This is a genomic window from Rhizobium sp. BK379, from assembly GCF_014193955.1.
GTDB lineage: Bacteria > Pseudomonadota > Alphaproteobacteria > Rhizobiales > Rhizobiaceae > Rhizobium.
On the sequence record NZ_JACIAD010000010.1, the window covers coordinates 162,707 to 179,233 of the forward strand.

Here is a 16,527-nt window from a genome sequence, read left to right on the forward strand (position 1 = left end):
GCGTGCGGAGGAATGTCTCCGCATCTGTGGGCGAGCGGTTGCGGCTATATGGCAAGGCGCGTTACTTCTTGGCGGTCGAGGCGTCTTGCTCAGCCTCGCGGGCAGCTCGGATGATCACCTCTGCCACTTGCCGGGGATGGGATTCGTATACGGAGTGGCTTGCTCCCTTGATCTCGATCGTGCGGCTCTTCGCTCTTTCGTAGTACCAGCGCTCCAGATCCGGGTTGATGATCTGGTCATTCCCGGCGACGATTGCCCAACTCGGCTTCGTTTTCCATGCCGCTGCAGTCAGCGGTGTGGTGAACACTTCGGCTGCCGCAAGCACCTGCGACCGGGCCTCGAATTCTGCCTGCCCTCTTGGCATGTCCGGAGCGAAGAGCTTCGGGAAGTCGACCGGGTTCAGGTACGTATAGCCGTCAGGCGTCTTCTTGATTGCGCCTTCGGTCTTGGCCAGGACGCTTGGAGTTTTCTTTCCAAGGGTGCCTTCGTCTTCGCCGACATCGGGTGCGTGTGCGGCGACGTAAACCAGCGCTGTCACGTTCGGGTGGACGCCCGCCTCGGTGATGATCGAGCCGCCGTAGCTGTGACCGACGAGAAGTGTCGGGCCGTCCTGAAGGTCGAGAACGCGCTTGGTTGCAGCCACGTCGTCCGCGAAGGACGTCTCGGGCTCCTGGGCCATCGTGACTTTGAAACCCTCCTTGGTCAGGATTTCGTAGACGGGTTTCCAACCAGAGCCATCCACCCAGGCGCCGTGCACCAGAACGATATTCTTGAGCGGTTCAGCGCTCGCGGGCGCCGCCAGCGCGATGAATGGAAGGGTGGCTGCAAGGGTGACATAGGTCTTGAGCTGTTTCATGGCTATGGCTTCCTGTGTGGTTGCATTGAGACAGGGCTCGGCATCTTGCGAGCACAAAAAGTAAGTCATGCGACTGAACTGGAATTCTGTTGCAGAAATCCGATCACGCCTTGCTGCAGTCACCGACAACGGCATCAAACCGCGTCGCTACCTGGTCGTGAAATGGGCATGTGATTGGGTAGGCTGTTTTCTCCGCATAAAAACTAGCTTCGATGGTCCCGTTCGAGAATCACACCTAGGTGTAGGACGGGCACGACCATTGCATGGAAAGGACAAGGAGGACGGACATAGCCTTTCGGCCGCTCTGGGAACCGGTTCCGGACCAGACATCCATGGGGGCATCCGCTTGTGTGCACGAATTCGCCATGTGCCGTGCGACGACATGGTCGCACAGCACCACCAGCAGGTGCAGCGAGCCCCCTAAGCCAGATAGTCCTTGAGTATGGGAAGATCGGAGACCGAGTACGACATGCCGAAGCGAAATCCTCGCCCCACCTCTCGCGGCGCCAGGGCATCCATATCCTCACCTTCGACATGGGGTATCGAAAGTTCTGCGGACCCCGTCCAGAAATCCGAAAACGTAAGATTGTCCATCAGCGACAGCGTCAATTCGTCGACCGCGGGTCTGCCCTGCTGGCTGGCACTTAGCGATGGGAAATATCTCCGTATCGTGGTCGGCCGATTGAACACCTTTGCCGGGTCCATCACCTTTTCCCGGAGTTCGATCCGAGCTGTTGCCATTCGCTCTCCGTGAGATGAAACACTCGCGCCGAAACGGCTTCCCGGTTCAAGCGGGCAGGCGGCGGCACCCGGCGCAGAAAAGCTCCTTGTTTGATAGATGCTGCCAAGTTTCTTGGGATAACCCTGAATCCAGCCGCGTGCGATCGCCGCATCGTTATCGACAAAGATGAAAGGACAAAAATTGACTGGGCGGCCTTCGAGACGTGCTTCCACCAGAATGAACGCCTCGCGGTACTGATAGCGGGCCGGGTCCGTGTGCTCGTCGTTCGAGCCTGTGAACTGCCAGTCGAGAAACCAGAAGAACGTGCGCCCCTCCGATTCGTCGTCCGGCGTCAGACCCATAGGAAGTAGGGCCGCGACAGCGGCGGGATCCGCCCAGTATTCGACGGCGATGCAATCGCCGGCATAGTGCCAAGGTGGCGGCGGGGTCAGTGAGGACTTACCGTCCGGCGTCAGCGGAACTGTATATCCCGAGAGCATTCGTCGCGCCTCCATCAAATGGCCGGTCGGAAGCACGAGATCTCCCGTTCTCTCGCATGGAACACACCTATACCGGGAAATACGAGTTTAGATTTGTGAATCGTTGTGAAGGTCCGAAGCGCTGCGGCGAAGCGATCCCAAATCGAGGCGCACGGATGTTACCGGAGTTCGTCGAGCAGCTGGCGTGCCGAGCTGATTTCCCAAGCCTCAACGTCGCCGTTGAACCGGGAATGCACAGCTAGAATAAGAGACTTTGCCTCCACGGATTTTCCTTTTTGGGCCCAGATGCGAGCGAGCGAGGTCGCTGCTCCTAGTTCCCAGCTCAAAGCATTCTGCCGGCGAGCAATCTCGATGGAACGGGTGAGGCAAGCTTCTGCTTCGGCGGAAGGTGTCGAAATTGCCATTAGCACTTCGCCTTTTGCGTGCAGTAGGGCTGGCAGCCAAAGTGTGGCGCTTGCCTGATCGGCCTGGTTTAGGGCGTCGTTGATCATGAACAATGCCTCGTCGTAATCACCTAGCCGTCTCAGGCCTTCGGCGAGCGCACGCCGTGTCGCCAGTGTCTGCACGTGATATTGATTATCGCCCATTGTCTTCAGCGCATCGCGTAGCATGTTGACGCCTGGTTCGACCTCACCGCGCGCAATCATGAGCTCACCACGTAGCGCAAGGCCGACAGCTTTTTGCGCATGGAGCGAGTATCTGAGGGCGTGAGCAATAACCTGTTCGCAAAACGAAAACGCCTCTTCAGATTGGCCACCCCAGTGCAGAACCGGAATGGAATCCAGGAGGACCGCGCAAAACAGCACCGGGTGCGATGAATCAATCACGCGCGAGATCGCCTCGCGTGCCTTTGCGATACCCTTCGTCTGTGCGCCGCTGATCCAGAGCGAGCGAGCATATGTGCCGAGCGCCCGGACATGGTAGTCGTACCCAAAGTACACAAATTCTGACGGGGCGGTGTTAACAGCAAGTCTAAACCCGCGCTCACCGTGCATGACAGCAGCGGACTGATTTCCCGCAATGTGGTGGGACGCCGCCAGGGCCCATTCGCTCATTGCGTTCTCCGCCACCCCCCCAAATTTTTCCGACAGGGCTGCAGCACGCTTTGCGACGTCCAGGGCCCTCGTAAACTCGCCACGACGGGTAAAGAAGACATTCAAGCCGAGAAGCAGGTAATGCTGAAGCCGATCCTCGCCAAGCTTTTCAGAAAGCTCCAGGCCACGTTCGAGAGCTGCTTTGACTTTTTCGCTGTCATCCCACAGGTACATCGATGAAAGCGCGAGTGCTTTCTGCAGGTAGAGTTCTCTTCGTTGGCCCCGATCGCTCGGCAGAAGTGCCGCCATCGCTTTGCTGCACCAGTTACTGCATTCGGCGAGCAGCGGGAAAGATGCAAGGAACAGGGGAGCGGCATGGGACGTGAGCTCAATGCCGATGCAGACGCTTCCAGAACTGGAAAAACACCAGCCCAACGCCTGGCGGATATTGCCGATATGCGGCGCGTATGCCTCGACATTGTGCCCATGTGAAACGAGATCATCGGTTTCATGCATTTTCAAAAAGTCGGCGAAATATTGTGCGTGTCGCATCGCCACCGCGTCCGTTTCGCCGCTGGCCGCGAGTTTGGCGGCGGCATAAACGCGTGTCGTGTCGAGAAGCCGATACGTGACGATCCCGTTGGCGGGCGATATCCAGATAAGAGACTTGTCCACCAAGCTCGCAATGGCATTGGTGGTCCGGGTTGTGTCTTCCGAGGACCCGGCGACTTCGATAGCAGCCTCAAAGGTAAATTGTCCGACAAAAATCGAAAGCCTGCTCAGCACCTCCTGCTCAATGTTGGACAGGAGATTGTAGCTCCAGTCGAGCATACCCTGAAGCGTTTGGTGACGAGGCACGGCATTGCGGCGCCCCTGCAACTGGAGCTCGGCGTCGTTGCCCATGAGATCGAATGTACCTTGGATGCCGAAAGTGCCGACACGGCTTGCGACAAGCTCGATCGCCAGGGCGATGCCGTCGAGGCGGCGGCAGATATTGGCGACCGTCGGTGCCTCTGCGTCAGTAAGGCTCAACCTATGCCCAGAAGATGCAGCCTTCTCCATGAAAAGTTTGACAGCAGGAGAGCCAAGGGCCTGGGATGCCGTTGTCACCTCGCCGCGCGGCGTATCAAGAGGCAGAAGCAAATGCACGTTCTCACCGTCTACGCGCAACGCCTCACGACTGGTGGCCAATAAATGGAGCGATGGCGCAGCATGGAAAAGGCGTTCGGCAAGGGCTGCGGCGGCCGAAATGACATGCTCACAATTGTCTAACACCACGAGGATCTTCTTCCCGGATACAAACGCCAGGATGAACGGTTCTACCTCAGGGCCTTGGACAAAACAGCCGAGAGCTGAGGCGACTGCATTTGGAACCTGCTGGGCATCCTGGACCAGAGTGAGATCAACGAAATAAATCGCGCTCCCTTCGAATTCCTGGCGAAGCGAATGAGCGACCGCCACAGCGACGGTGGTTTTTCCGATGCCTCCTGGACCTACGACTGTGACAAAGCGGCGTGACAAAACCAACAGCGACAGGACATTCACTGTCTCTGTTCGACCAAAAAGAGATGGCAATGCATGGGGAAGGCTCTGAGAACGCAGCTCGCTCGTCTCAGCAGTCGGCGATCTCTCAGGTGTGACCGGCCCTCGACGGATTGCTGCTGCGAAAGTATATCCGCGCCCTGCGACGTTCAATACATAGCGTGTGTCATCCTCGCCGTCTGCCAAGGCCTTTCTCAGGGAGGCGATGTGAACCCTGAGGTTCGACTCTTCGACCGTGAGGCCCCTCCAGACGAGCTTTGTCAGCTCGTCACCCGTCAAGATCTCGCCGGGTCGCTGGGTCAGCGCGATGAGGATATCAAGCGCACGGCCGCCAATTGCAACCTGTTTGCCGTTCTTAGCCAGCAAACGTTCGGAGGCGATTAATTGAAACGGACCGAAATAGAGACCCTTGCTGGTGTCCGGATCGCTCTCATTCCACATGACAACCGTCCTGGATGTCTCTACCCAGCATGACTGAGTCAGCGTCCGCTATAGCGCAACCGATCAGAAGAATAAAAAATCCGTTTTGTCGCTGCTTCAATTTCATTGGCCTCATTACATCCTGTTGCCGGCGATCATCCCGACCGGGTGAGGTCGGCAATACAGCTGTAAAAGAAAGCTTGCCGCGGCCTTTCTTTGAGGCCGGCATCTCAATGCTGCGATGTGGTCACAATAAATGAATGAGAGGAGCGTCTCCGCTCAAAGTCCACTTGGAGGCCTGCATTCGTCGGACCCGTCTGTCAGACGCCGGCAGACATCGCTTTTGCCGATCGCTTAACCCAGGTGGTCGTCTCATCGGGCCTGTTGGGTCACGAGCTTGATTGGCAGCGATTAGAAACCGAATGCTGCCGTTTGTCCATGGGACATGCCAGGCAGTTCCGCAGGACTTGACCTGCATTGATATTTTGAAAGCGTTGGATTTTAATCGCGTTTCGGACACAAAATGGGCTCTCCCGATGAGTTTGTTTCCCAAAGCCGCGATTTTCATAGGCTGTCTGGTGGGCGTCGCCCTAGTGTCCGGTGATGCGGGCATCGCCAATGCGAAAGACATGTTCATCGGTGCGTTGATTGAAGCATCGGGGCCGATGTCGGAAATGGGGCCATCCGTTGAAAAAGCGGCGAAACTTGCGGTGTCGGTGAGCAACATCGCTGCGAAGGAGGCCGGACTTGATCTTTCGGTCTATCTGGTCAGCGCGGATTCTCAAGGAAACCCTCAGGCGGCCGTCTCTGCCGCGCGGACGCTCGTGGACAAAGGCGTTTCGTGCATTCTCGGACCGGCAACCACGCCCGAGTCAATCGCCGTCCTCAACGGCGTGACATTACAGCGAAGGATTACGTTGTGGCCGCAGGCATCCAGCACGCGGCTGCGCTCTGTCGAAGACGGCGGAACGATTTTCCGCACGCTCGCACCGGATGACCTCCAGTCGAAGGCGTTGGTCCGGGCAATCGAGACCTATGTCGGTGCCCGCAAGAGGGTTGCGATCCTCTTTCGAAACGAGCCATACGGCGACGCTCTCTCTCGCACGTTCAGATCGGATTGGGAGGCAAGCGGTGGAACGATTGTCTCGAGCATCGCATTTGATCCCACGCAGCAAGCCTTCGATTCCGAGGCTACTCAACTTTTCGACGAAAATCCCGACGCCTATGTCGTCATCGATTATCCCGACACCTACGCGAGGCTCGGGGCAGCACTCGTCCGCAGCGGTAAATTCGACCCAAACAAACTGTTTGTTGCGGATGCGTTGTCTTTCGCCAGAGTGCCCAAGAGCATTCCGGCGCGGGCCATCAACGGGGCTTACGGCGTTGCAGGCGGATCCCCCCGTGGAACCCCGGCATACCGACTGTTCAACGAACTTTGGCGGCAGGCGGGAGGGGCGGAAGCCGGTTCCTATGCGGCGAACGTGTTCGATGCGGGTATTCTCTGTGTTCTTTCGGCCATTGAGGCTGGTGCAACCGATCCAGAACTCATTCGCCAGAAGGTCCGAGAGGTGACAAGGGAAGGGGCGAGGCAATTCACCCTTGAGACATTGACGGAGGCCGTGAAGGATGCCGCGGCGGGAAGACCGATTGATTATATCGGGGTGTCGGGAGCATTTCGCTTTGCGCCGAACGGAGATCCTACGAGCGGTCTTTATGATATATTCCAGTATCGGAACGGCGAGCAGGTGACGGTCAGGCAAATCGACGTGAGGTAAGCTTTGACGAACCGGAGGAGTGGCCGAGGCTTGAGAGTGTCAGCGACCGCGCAAGCCTACTTTACGGGAGTGCCGAAACCGGCGAAACTGCTGGTATCTCTCTTCTTTATCTTCCTCTGCTTGATTGCATTTTTTGGAACCGTGAAAGTCTCGCAAGCGACGATCAACGGATTTGTAACTGGTAGCTACCTCGGCCTCGGTGCAATGGGGCTGACGCTCATAATGGGCGTCATGAAACTCGTGAACCTCGCATACGGTGATTTTCTCGTGGCTGGGGCATACTTCACGTTGATGTTCACCGCGCTGGGTACGCCACTGCCGCTGTCGGTGCTGCTGGCCATCTTGGGGACAGCGCTTCTCTCGATTCTGGCCGAAAAACTCGTTTGGCGCCCATTACGGAATGCTGGCGCAAGCACACTTCAATGCTTCTTGTCCGCAATAGGATTAAGCTTTCTCATTCGCTTCACGATTCAGTTTTTTGGCGGCAGCGAGTCACGATCGTTCGATATTGACGTCCTGTCGACGATGGTTTTAGGGCCTTTTCGCGTGGGGACCCAACAGGCGCTCGGTTTCGTCATGGCCCTGGCAGCTTTGTCGATGCTTGCAACAGGCCTATGGATCAGTGGTGCGATGAAGACGATGCGGGCGGTTTCTGACAATCGTCTGCTTGCCGAAGTTTGCGGTATCGGTGTCGGGCACACCATAGATCTCACATCACTCTTGTCGGGCCTGCTGGCTGGCGCCGCCGGCATTGTCTATGCGACAGCTGTCGGAAGTTTCAATCCAAATTTCGGTCTGACCTTGTTGCTCAGCTTGTTTGCTGCGGCCACGCTCGGCGGAATTGGCAATATCTACGGCGCAATGCTCGGGGGCTTGGTGATTGGCCTCTCCCAGGAGTGGTCTGCTTTGTTGCTCGGCGCAAAATGGAAGCCCCTCGTGGCTCTGGTTTTCCTGGTTCTCATGCTCCTTGCTGTACCTCGCGGCATCTTCGCTCGCGCGCAGCGCCGCCCATGAGCGTGGATTTCTGGATCAATGTCGGGGTGATCGCGGGCATCTACGGAATACTCACGCTCGGGCTCCAGCTTAACACCGGAGTCACGGGTCTGCTGAATTTCGGCCAGGCAGGGTTTATGGCAATCGGTGCCTACGGGGCAGGGATACTGGTCGCCGAAGCCGGGTTTTCCCTGTGGTTGGCATTTTCGGCGTCTCTGGTTTTATCTGCTGCGGTCGCGATGGTAATTGGATGGTCAACGAGCAGGCTCGGGCCGGATCAGTTCGCAATCGTGACGATCGCATTTGCCGAGATCGTTCGGCACATCCTGCAAAACACTGACTTCAGCGGCGGCAACCAGGGCCTGATCGGTTTCGATGTGGAATGGCGATCGGCCAGTGAGTGGATCACTTTATTATTCTCAGGGATCGGTCTTGGTGAATACAAGCAAATCCCTCTCTTGCTGTTCGTGTGGATCACGTTCGCGGCACTAACGGGACTGATGAAGATGCTCGAGTGGACACCATGGTCCAGGGTCCTCCGTGGCATTCGCGATGACGAGACAGCGATCGCCGCGTTGGGAAAAAACACGCTGTGGTTCAGGATGCAATCTTTGGCAATAGGCGCAGCACTCGCCGCGGTAGCCGGATTCTTCATCGCTCTCGATGTGACATATTTATATCCAGGCATCTTCGACCCGACCTTTACGTTTTTCGGGTTTGTCATCCTGCTTATTGGGGGCCTCGGAAACTACTGGGGAATAATGTTGGGAAGCGTGGTGTTTTGGACGCTGATGGAGGGGTCACGGCTCATCGAGACGTCGCTCTCCGCGACCGAACAGGCGTCTCTCCGCTTCTTGGTGGTTGGATTATTGCTGATCGTCCTCAGTCGCGTTTACCCCCATGGTTTCTTGGGCAACAGCAGGGGACGGGGACGCGCCCATGACTACTGATATGCCCATCTTGCGAGTAGCAGGTATCTCCAAAGCTTTCAGCGGACGGTGGGCCGTCTCGAATGTAAACTTTGACATTCAGCGTGGATCTGTGACAGCGCTCATTGGCCCGAATGGCGCGGGGAAAACCACGCTGTTCGATCTGATCACCGGACATTCCCGGGCAGATGAGGGCAAAATTCTTTTCAACCAGCAGAGCATCGTCGGCCTGCCGCCCCATCGTATTGCGCGTCTCGGCTTGGCACGGTCCTTTCAATTTCCGAGAATTTTCTCCGGAATGACCGTGCTGGAGAATTTGATGGTGGCATGTCCGGGACAACCGGGAGAGCATTTGGCGTCACTCTTCGTCGCGCCGCGATCCGTCCGTGATCGGGAAACAACCGGACGCGCCGCCGCCGAAGAAATGCTGGAGAAACTGAGGCTTGAAAAGAAGGCGGATCATTATGCCGGCACGTTGTCAGCCGGTCAGAAAAAGCTTCTCAATCTCGCTCAGGTGTTGATGGCCGAGCCGTCTATGGTCCTGCTTGACGAACCAATGAGCGGAATGAACGAGGGCTTACGATCAACGATTTTCGAAACGATAATTTCCCTACAGGGCCGGTCGAAGACCACGTTTTTATTTATCGAGCATGATCTTGAGGCGGTCATGACCTACGCTCATCATGTCTTGGTGATGGTTGAAGCCTGTGTGATTGCCTCAGGCACCCCGGAAGCCGTCTCCTCGGACCCACGGGTCATCGACGCCTACATGGGCGACCTGCAATTCGGGTTACTTTGATGACGGAGCTCCTCGTCGCCGAGAAATTGACAGTCGGCTATGAGGCTGATCCTGACATCTTGAATAATATCAACCTGACTGTCTCCCATGATGAGGTCGTGGCAGTTGTCGGATCCAACGGTGCCGGCAAATCAACTCTTCTAAAGGCTTTGATAGGGTTGGTCCGGCTGCGTAGTGGCAGCATCAGGCTAGATTCGACGTTTATGGAAGGCATGGCGCCCAGCGAGTTCGTGAAGCGCGGAATGGGTTATGTCCCCCAGAGCGACAATGTGTTTGAATCGCTTTCCGTGGACGAGAACCTTGAGATTGGCCTCAGGTCGCGATCCGACATAGCCCTTCGCCCTCGCCGCGAAGAATTATACTCTAGTTTCCCCGCACTGGCAGAACGGCGCCGCCAAAAGGCGGGAAGTCTCTCCGGGGGTGAACGTCAAATACTCGCATTGGCGCGGGCCTTGATGCCAAGGCCGAGGATTTTGCTGCTGGACGAACCCACGGCGGGCCTGGCCCCCCGGTTTGTCGAGCGTATTCTTGATCAGATCCAGGCGATTAACCGATCAGGGGTCGCCGTGCTCATGGTGGAACAGCACACCTTCGCCGCACTCAAAATATCTCATCGGGGTTACCTTTTGTGCGGTGCGACCAACGAAAAGGCGCTAGCGATCGTTGACGGAGCAACCATCACAAGCCTTTAGCTCGCTGCTGCATCTGTCGAGTAATCGAGCCCGGGGTTAACACAGCGAAGGGCGTTCACAACGATTCACAATACTAAACTCGTATACGACATCCCCTGATGTCATTGACTTCGTTCGATACCGTCATGCGACGGGAGCAGTTTATCGAGGGAGAGCGACATGTTCACAGGGCAGTGGTTGGCTTTCGTACCGGTAGCGGCAATGCGTTGGTGCGCAACGATGGTGGTGTCGTGAGCACTCTTGAACTGTTTCGACGCCGCGCAGTGCCACTGCTGGCAGCCGGACGGATTGAGCGCCATCGCTGGCTTCTTGCGTTCTGGCTATTAGGAGGCGCGGCTATAGGCCTGCTCAGCCTGGCTTGCGCAGCTCTTGGCTTCAATTTGACGCCTGCTGCGCTTGTACTCCTGTTGGTCGTTATATTCCTCGCGCTATTCGACAGCTGCATTTCATCGATCTTCTTTTCGGTTCTTGCTGTCGGATGCTTGAACTTCTGGTTTGTCGGCCCCCTGCACACGTTCATCATCGGCAGCAGGCACGAACTCGCGACATTGATTGTTTTTCTCCTGTCTTCGCTTTTTGCCGCATGCCTTATCAGACTGGTTCACAGCTTGGGCGTGTCGGAGCGTGAACAGGCAAGCTTACTGGATCTGACAAGTGACGCCGTGTTTGTCCGCGATGCCGACGACATCATCACGTATTGGAACCGTGGCGCGGAAGAGCTGTATGGATGGTCCCGTCATGAGGCCATAGGAAAGGTCGCCCACGAACTCCTGAAAACCAGGTTTCAGGTATCGCTTCTCGAGATAAACGATGCGTTACGTCGTTCAGGGCGTTGGGAAGGCGAGTTGATCCGCACGACCCGCACCGGCAGGCGGATCTCAGTTTCCAGTCGGTGGTCACACCGGCTCGAAGATCGCAGGAACAGTGTCGGGACGCTGGAATGCAATACCGATATCAGTGAACGCAAACGCACTGAAGACGAGTTGAACAGGAGTCAGGCGGCCTATCTTGCAGAGGCTCAGAAGCTGAGCAACACAGGAAGCTTCGGGTGGAACCTCTCGACCGGCGAGCTTTTTTGGTCGGCCGAGACCTTTCGAATATTTGGCGTGGAAGAAGGAGCAACGCCATCAATGGCTCTTGTCCTGGAGCGGACGCACCCGGACGATCTGCCTGTTGTTCGAGATCTTCTTGTCAAAGCCCATGCCGACCGGCGCGACTTTCGACATGAGCATCGTCTTCTGATGCCAAATGGGGATGTGAAACATGTTCGCGTGGTTGCCCGATGTGACTTCGGCAGCAAGAACAGTCCCCAATTCGTTGGCGCAGTCATGGATATCACCGCTCAGAAAGAGGCCTATGCGAAGCTGGAAAAGAGCGAGCAGCGGTACCGCTATTTGTTCGACCGGATGCCCATCGCGCTATGGCAGCTTAACGCCAGCAATCTGGTTGCCCAGTTCAAGCAGCTCAGATCCGAGGGCGTGACGGATCTGGACACATATTTCGACGAGAACCCCGCATTCCTGAGGTCATGCATGGAAGCTATGATTTTCGAGGAAGCAAATGAACGTGGCGTCCAGATGTTCGGTGGCCGTGGGGCGGACGAGTTCAAAGGCAAGTCCGTTGTCGGCACCTTTGAAGAGAGCTCGGCGACCTTCCGACGCGCAATGGTGTCCCGTTATCGAGGGAATACCAACTTCGAAGAAGAAACCAAGATGGTGACGCTCGACGGACGTATCGTAGACGTGCTTTTCACAACAGCGCGCGTTGGTCTCTCCAAAGACCCTGATACCAGCCTTGTCGGTGTCCTTGACATCTCCGCCCGGGTCGAGGCTGAACGGCGCCTGCAGCAGGTTCAGGCGGAATTCGCGCACGCCGCCCGTTTGTCTGTCCTTGGCGAGTTGACGGCGTCGATAGCTCACGAAATCAATCAGCCGTTGGCCGCAATCGCCAACGCCGGGGCAGCCGGATTGCGATGGATAAACCGTCCGAAGCCTGACCTTGACGAAGTGCGAGATTCTCTGACCTCGATGTTGCATGACGCCAAGCGGGCAGCCGAACTCATCGGCCGAATTCGAGCAATGGCGAACGGGAAGCCTCCGGAGCGGACGCAACTCGACTTGGACGAGGTCATACAGGAAGCGCTGCAGTTCTTACGCCACGAGATCCAGGCACGTTCCGCAACCGTGACCCATGAGAAATCGCGTCAGCCCCTCGTCATAGCTGGGGACCGCACACAGGTGCACCAGGTCATCGTGAACCTGGCGATAAACGCACTTCAAGCCCCGCGTCCCCAACGGAGCAACCCACACATCGTCGTGCGGTCCGGGACCTCCGCCCGCAATAGGGCGGTATTCACCGTCGAGGACAATGGAGCAGGGATCAACCCCGGTCACGCCAATCGGCTTTTTGAAAGCTTTTTCACCACGAAGGAGACCGGAATGGGAATGGGCCTGCGAATATGCAAGTCCATCGTGGAAGCTCACGGAGGAGAAATAACCGCAGATACCGTCAGCAGCATCGGCGGCGCCTGCTTCTCGGTCAACTTGCCTATCGTACCAGCTTGAGAGCAGCATTCGCGTCCGATCAATCGCAGGCCACCTGAGCGGTTATCACCTTCGAGAGGTTGGCGGCCAAGAGGTCGCCATCGATGGGTTTTCTCAGGAAATAGCACGCCCCGTTTGCAAGCGCGCTGTCTTCCAGGCCAGGCGCCGCATGAGCGGTAACGACGATGACGGGCACGGTCGAGCGTTGAACAGTCATGAATTTCGTCAACTCGATGCCGCTGATGCCGGGCATCTGGACATCTGTGATGAGACAGGAGCACTCGTCGAGCGTGCTGGATCTCATGAATTCCTCGGCGGATTCGAAGCCACGAGCCTCGTATCCCATCGAGCGAACAAGACGGACGAGTGACGAGCACAGTGATCGATCGTCGTCAACAATTCCGACCAACGTTACCGCTACCACTCGTGAAATCCTTTTTCTGTTTCGACTTATGGGCGCCCGTCCTGCGCCGGCTTATTGCCTGTAACCTATGCCGAGCATTGGCCTGAGCATGTCGGCCATCCGCACGAGATCCGGGAGTGTTCGAGCCTCCATCTTCGTCATCGCAGCGCGGCGATGGATTTTGACCGTGACTATGCTGATACCCAGGTAACCAGCTGTTTGCTTGTTCATCTTTCCAGACGTTGCGAACATCATCACTTCCTGCTCGCGCGGCGTAAGGCGTGTGAACCGATCATAGATATCCGCAGCCTGATCCGTGTTCGCGCGTCGGTCATGGTCACGGCCAATTGCCGAGCTTATGGCGTCCAGCATGTCCTGATCTCGAAAAGGCTTGGGCAGGAAGTCGACGGCTCCCGCTTTCATGGCACGTACCGACATCGGAATATCGCCGTGGCCGGTCATGAAGATGACAGGGAGGAAGATGCCAAGATCATTGAGTTGCCCTTGGAATTCCAAGCCACTCACTCCGGGGAGGCGAACATCCAGCACCAGGCAACCCGGTTTGTCGGGCAAAGGTTGGCTTGTGAGTTCGGTGACGGATCCGTAGGTGCGGGCGTGTAAACCAACCGACCGCAGAAGTTGACAGAGCGTGTATCTTACAGATTCGTCGTCATCGACAATGTGAACCAAGGCTTTATCGGTCAGATCGCGCGTCATGATCTTACTCGGTATCAAGCTGGACGAATTTATCCGCGGAAATATACCATTCGCGTATTATACAGGCTATCACACCAAGGTGTGTTTGGTTCCTCTTGGCAGGCAATTTTCAGGTGTTGCGGCGGGCGTGCCCAACGCAAGCAGAGCGAATGTATCGCCCGAACCAGACGCGTCGAACTAGGAACCCGTTCGGTCGCTCTCCCCGCGAGGCGTGTCTTCCACATGCTGGGTCGCTCCCTCTATCGCGTGCAGCCAGGGTTCGCGCCTCTTCGTCCAAACCTCGATGTCAGGGAAGAGCCGGGCAGGCGCATCGTCGAGTGAGCCCAGGCGGATCTCGACATCCTGTTCATTCAGGCAGAACAGCCTGCCTCCGCACAGAGGGCAGAAGCTGCGGCCCTTATAGATCCCGGTGACGCCAGAAAATGAGAATGCGTCGCGCGGCCAGTGGGCGAAGGTTGTGAAGGAGGAACCGCTTTCCTTTCGACAATCAGCGCAGTGGCAAAGGCCGATGCGATAGGGCTCGCCCTCCACCTGATATCGAACCGCGCCACACAAGCATCCGCCGTGACGAGCCATGCTTCCTCCATCACCGTTTTCAGTCCACCTCCAGAGAACCGATCTCATCAACGAAAAGTTCAATTGGTGCGGCGTAGCAGATCCATTCCAGGAGCAGTTTGCCGACATCGTGACAACGCTTTTGGGCAGTTGTTATTTCACGTCGTGGCAGCCAGACAGGAAGTTGGCCTCGCTGAGCAGCCGAGACGACGGCGAGTTATCTGGTCAAGACCTACCCAATCCTTCTGGAAACCATTTGGTAGCCATAATCTGGTTGGTGCGCGAACCAATTCTCCGCCCAGTCGTTCCCATCAAATGACGGAGGTGCTCGCTGTGGATCAATCGCGAGAAATGCCCCTGCTGGCGACGGTTGTGATCGGAGCCGTTTCAGGGCTCGTGTCCGTAGAGGTCGTGGAGATGTTCCAGCTCTCTGGCCTTTACTATCTCGGGGCCGTCGGAGTTCTCATTTTCTTGACGACTCAGTTCGGCCTCCGCTCGATGCAACAGTTTTGGGAATAATCGCCCAACAGGCGGTCCATCTCTCCGTGCCCCATCTCTCGACGGGAAGGGGGGAAGGTAGAAACGACGGTAAATCCCTTTCGCCAGCGCTTTTTTCTCGATCCAGCGGCAGCTTGAAAAATGGATCGCTGCAATCGCGGCGAGGTCTCCGAACCCCCAGCAAACGATAGCGGTCATGGCGAACCTCACGGGTCGCTTCCGCGTTTTGCTTGGAGCGGGAAGACCTCCAATGAGCAACGATGAAGATCGAAGAATGGACGATGCGACGACGGGCGAGGCAGTGTCCTTTCCCTTCGACAGGATGACAGCGCAACGGTTCCGGGAGACGTTCCTGCGTGCGCGCTGGAGCGAGGAGAAAAAGGCCTGGTTCGTACCCGGAAGTACGGCGCGGCGCCGTATCGACCGATGGCTTGCGCGCGAAGCATCCCGAACCGAGCCCTTCGCGGATGAGAGGGGGCGCGACGCATATAATTTCGAGCCTATTCTCAGTCCCTACCTGAACGTGGGCGACATTGGTTTTTGGATACGCACGCCTTATTCTCGGACGGCGGTGGAGGAACTCCGGCAGGTCCCGTTTGCAAGATGGGAGAGTGCGAAGCGCGCCTGGCTTGTCCCCTTTTCGTCCTATGACGAACTTCTGCGACGTTGGAAGACCATCGAAGAGGCCGCGCTGCGCAATGAGCCGGACGAAAGACGAAAACGCGCGGCTGCGCGAAAAGGGACGCAGGAGGAAGCAGATAGACGACGGCGTGCGGCCGAGCGACGTCGACACAGGTTGCCGGTTGCAGGCAACGATCCGCCGCCGCTCGGGAGACCTGTCGCCACAAATGCATACGGAATTGTCCTGATCGTCGAGGTCACGGGCGAAATTGTCGACCCCGAAATTGCACAGGAGTTCTATCCTTGCTCGGGGGAGCAGGTCTGGGCATTATGGAGAAGCCCGACCCTGGACGAACTTGTACATACCTGGCCGTCAAGAACCCCGACCGGAGACGATGAGAGATCGCGCGGCTGGTGGCAGCCGACGCTCGACGAACTGCGTGAGGCAAGGAAAAGCGCTCGGTCGCGCGAACGACGCCTCAAGCAGCCCAACGGGTCATGATTTGCTTACTCCCACCGATCACCGTCAGATCGCAGGCACCCATTTCCAGAAGACGCCTTCCTTGCGGTCGGGGTAGTGCTTGAACTCGCATTCGAATGCTCTGCCATAGGCGGCCGCTGCATCGAGCGCCTTGCTTCCCACGGGGTTCATTCCGGTGCCAGGCGCAAACCAATCCTCCAGCAGGTCGTCGGGAACGTATACGCCGATGCGTAGCGGTAGCTTCGTCAGGACTTCATCCAGTTCGCTTGCCGGCATGTGACCTCCCTATTGCTCATTCCGCAACCCATCAGGTGTTCGAACATGCAGCGTGAAGATTGGTTCCACGCTTTTGCCGGTACCGCATGCAAGCCCGATGCATTCGAGGCCATTTAGGGCAAGCCAATCGTTGCGAGACGCATGCCATGAGCCGCGTCGGCCTGTCAGGGAG

At 57.1% G+C, this 16,527-nt stretch carries 15 protein-coding genes; 7 read left to right on the forward strand and 8 right to left on the reverse strand.

The window, feature by feature from the left end:
* Positions 1-61 precede the first annotated feature (61 nt).
* From FHT93_RS32570 to FHT93_RS32580, 3 genes are all read right to left on the reverse strand, one after another.
* A complete protein-coding gene (locus tag FHT93_RS32570; RefSeq protein ID WP_183851208.1) occupies positions 62-856 on the reverse strand; it encodes an alpha/beta hydrolase in 795 nt (264 codons plus the stop codon).
* A 420-nt stretch (positions 857-1,276) separates the two neighbouring features.
* Positions 1,277-2,113, reverse strand: a complete 837-nt coding sequence (locus FHT93_RS32575; RefSeq protein ID WP_348649812.1) for an acetoacetate decarboxylase family protein — start codon at positions 2,111-2,113, stop codon at positions 1,277-1,279.
* A 122-nt stretch (positions 2,114-2,235) separates the two neighbouring features.
* Positions 2,236-5,094, reverse strand: coding sequence for a winged helix-turn-helix domain-containing protein (locus FHT93_RS32580; protein WP_183851209.1), 2,859 nt, complete (start codon positions 5,092-5,094; stop codon positions 2,236-2,238).
* A 401-nt stretch (positions 5,095-5,495) separates the two neighbouring features.
* Here FHT93_RS32580 and FHT93_RS32585 point away from each other — a divergent pair, with 401 nt between their 5' ends.
* The 6 genes from FHT93_RS32585 to FHT93_RS32610 all read left to right on the forward strand — a co-directional run bounded on the left by FHT93_RS32585 (position 5,496) and on the right by FHT93_RS32610 (position 12,825).
* Positions 5,496-6,848: an ABC transporter substrate-binding protein gene (locus tag FHT93_RS32585; protein WP_183851210.1), complete on the forward strand. Its 1,353-nt coding sequence runs from the start codon at positions 5,496-5,498 to the stop codon at positions 6,846-6,848.
* A 36-nt stretch (positions 6,849-6,884) separates the two neighbouring features.
* The gene (locus FHT93_RS32590) at positions 6,885-7,862 is read left to right on the forward strand and encodes a branched-chain amino acid ABC transporter permease (RefSeq protein WP_348649814.1); all 978 of its coding nucleotides are present in this window, start codon (positions 6,885-6,887) and stop codon (positions 7,860-7,862) included.
* On the forward strand, positions 7,859-8,791 hold the full coding sequence (locus tag FHT93_RS32595) for a branched-chain amino acid ABC transporter permease (RefSeq protein ID WP_183851212.1): 933 nt from the start codon (positions 7,859-7,861) through the stop codon (positions 8,789-8,791). Before FHT93_RS32590 ends, FHT93_RS32595 begins: the two co-directional genes overlap by 4 nt.
* Entirely contained in the window at positions 8,781-9,569 is a 789-nt protein-coding gene (locus tag FHT93_RS32600; protein WP_210299464.1) for an ABC transporter ATP-binding protein, read from the forward strand. Before FHT93_RS32595 ends, FHT93_RS32600 begins: the two co-directional genes overlap by 11 nt.
* On the forward strand, positions 9,569-10,261 hold the full coding sequence (locus FHT93_RS32605; RefSeq protein ID WP_183851213.1) for an ABC transporter ATP-binding protein: 693 nt from the start codon (positions 9,569-9,571) through the stop codon (positions 10,259-10,261). The genes FHT93_RS32600 and FHT93_RS32605 overlap by 1 nt, the downstream gene beginning before the upstream one ends.
* A gap of 98 nt (positions 10,262-10,359) precedes the next feature.
* On the forward strand, positions 10,360-12,825 hold the full coding sequence (locus FHT93_RS32610; protein ID WP_246781774.1) for a PAS domain S-box protein: 2,466 nt from the start codon (positions 10,360-10,362) through the stop codon (positions 12,823-12,825).
* 19 nt (positions 12,826-12,844) lie between these two features.
* Here FHT93_RS32610 and FHT93_RS32615 read toward each other — a convergent pair whose 3' ends face one another.
* From FHT93_RS32615 to FHT93_RS32630, 4 genes are all read right to left on the reverse strand, one after another.
* Positions 12,845-13,228, reverse strand: a complete 384-nt coding sequence (locus tag FHT93_RS32615; protein WP_183851214.1) for a response regulator — start codon at positions 13,226-13,228, stop codon at positions 12,845-12,847.
* Positions 13,229-13,279: 51 nt separating this feature from the next.
* Entirely contained in the window at positions 13,280-13,924 is a 645-nt protein-coding gene (locus tag FHT93_RS32620) for a response regulator transcription factor (protein ID WP_183851215.1), read from the reverse strand.
* Between the two features lie 177 nt (positions 13,925-14,101).
* Positions 14,102-14,500, reverse strand: coding sequence for a GFA family protein (locus tag FHT93_RS32625; RefSeq protein ID WP_183851216.1), 399 nt, complete (start codon positions 14,498-14,500; stop codon positions 14,102-14,104).
* Positions 14,501-14,866: 366 nt separating this feature from the next.
* A complete protein-coding gene (locus FHT93_RS32630) occupies positions 14,867-15,175 on the reverse strand; it encodes a hypothetical protein (RefSeq protein ID WP_183851217.1) in 309 nt (102 codons plus the stop codon).
* Between the two features lie 52 nt (positions 15,176-15,227).
* Here FHT93_RS32630 and FHT93_RS32635 point away from each other — a divergent pair, with 52 nt between their 5' ends.
* Entirely contained in the window at positions 15,228-16,100 is an 873-nt protein-coding gene (locus FHT93_RS32635; protein WP_183851218.1) for a hypothetical protein, read from the forward strand.
* Positions 16,101-16,124: 24 nt separating this feature from the next.
* On the opposite strand, the gene FHT93_RS32640 is transcribed toward FHT93_RS32635, so the two are convergent.
* Positions 16,125-16,355 carry a hypothetical protein gene (locus FHT93_RS32640; RefSeq protein ID WP_018114839.1) on the reverse strand — a complete coding sequence of 77 codons (231 nt, stop codon included), beginning with the start codon at positions 16,353-16,355 and terminating at the stop codon, positions 16,125-16,127.
* Positions 16,356-16,527: the final 172 nt, after the last annotated feature.

Excerpts from the sequence above, each read along its gene's own strand:
- FHT93_RS32570 (WP_183851208.1), bottom strand. The coding sequence starts at position 856 with ATGAAACAGCTCAAGACCTATGTCACCCTTGCAGCCACCCTTCCATTC.
- FHT93_RS32580 (WP_183851209.1), bottom strand. The coding sequence starts at position 5,094 with ATGTGGAATGAGAGCGATCCGGACACCAGCAAGGGTCTCTATTTCGGT.
- FHT93_RS32585 (WP_183851210.1), top strand. The coding sequence starts at position 5,496 with ATGCTGCCGTTTGTCCATGGGACATGCCAGGCAGTTCCGCAGGACTTG.
- FHT93_RS32595 (WP_183851212.1), top strand. The coding sequence starts at position 7,859 with ATGAGCGTGGATTTCTGGATCAATGTCGGGGTGATCGCGGGCATCTAC.
- FHT93_RS32600 (WP_210299464.1), top strand. The coding sequence starts at position 8,781 with ATGACTACTGATATGCCCATCTTGCGAGTAGCAGGTATCTCCAAAGCT.
- FHT93_RS32605 (WP_183851213.1), top strand. The coding sequence starts at position 9,569 with ATGACGGAGCTCCTCGTCGCCGAGAAATTGACAGTCGGCTATGAGGCT.
- FHT93_RS32610 (WP_246781774.1), top strand. The coding sequence starts at position 10,360 with ATGTCATTGACTTCGTTCGATACCGTCATGCGACGGGAGCAGTTTATC.
- FHT93_RS32620 (WP_183851215.1), bottom strand. The coding sequence starts at position 13,924 with ATGACGCGCGATCTGACCGATAAAGCCTTGGTTCACATTGTCGATGAC.
- FHT93_RS32625 (WP_183851216.1), bottom strand. The coding sequence starts at position 14,500 with ATGGCTCGTCACGGCGGATGCTTGTGTGGCGCGGTTCGATATCAGGTG.
- FHT93_RS32630 (WP_183851217.1), bottom strand. The coding sequence starts at position 15,175 with ATGACCGCTATCGTTTGCTGGGGGTTCGGAGACCTCGCCGCGATTGCA.
- FHT93_RS32635 (WP_183851218.1), top strand. The coding sequence starts at position 15,228 with ATGAGCAACGATGAAGATCGAAGAATGGACGATGCGACGACGGGCGAG.
- FHT93_RS32640 (WP_018114839.1), bottom strand. The coding sequence starts at position 16,355 with ATGCCGGCAAGCGAACTGGATGAAGTCCTGACGAAGCTACCGCTACGC.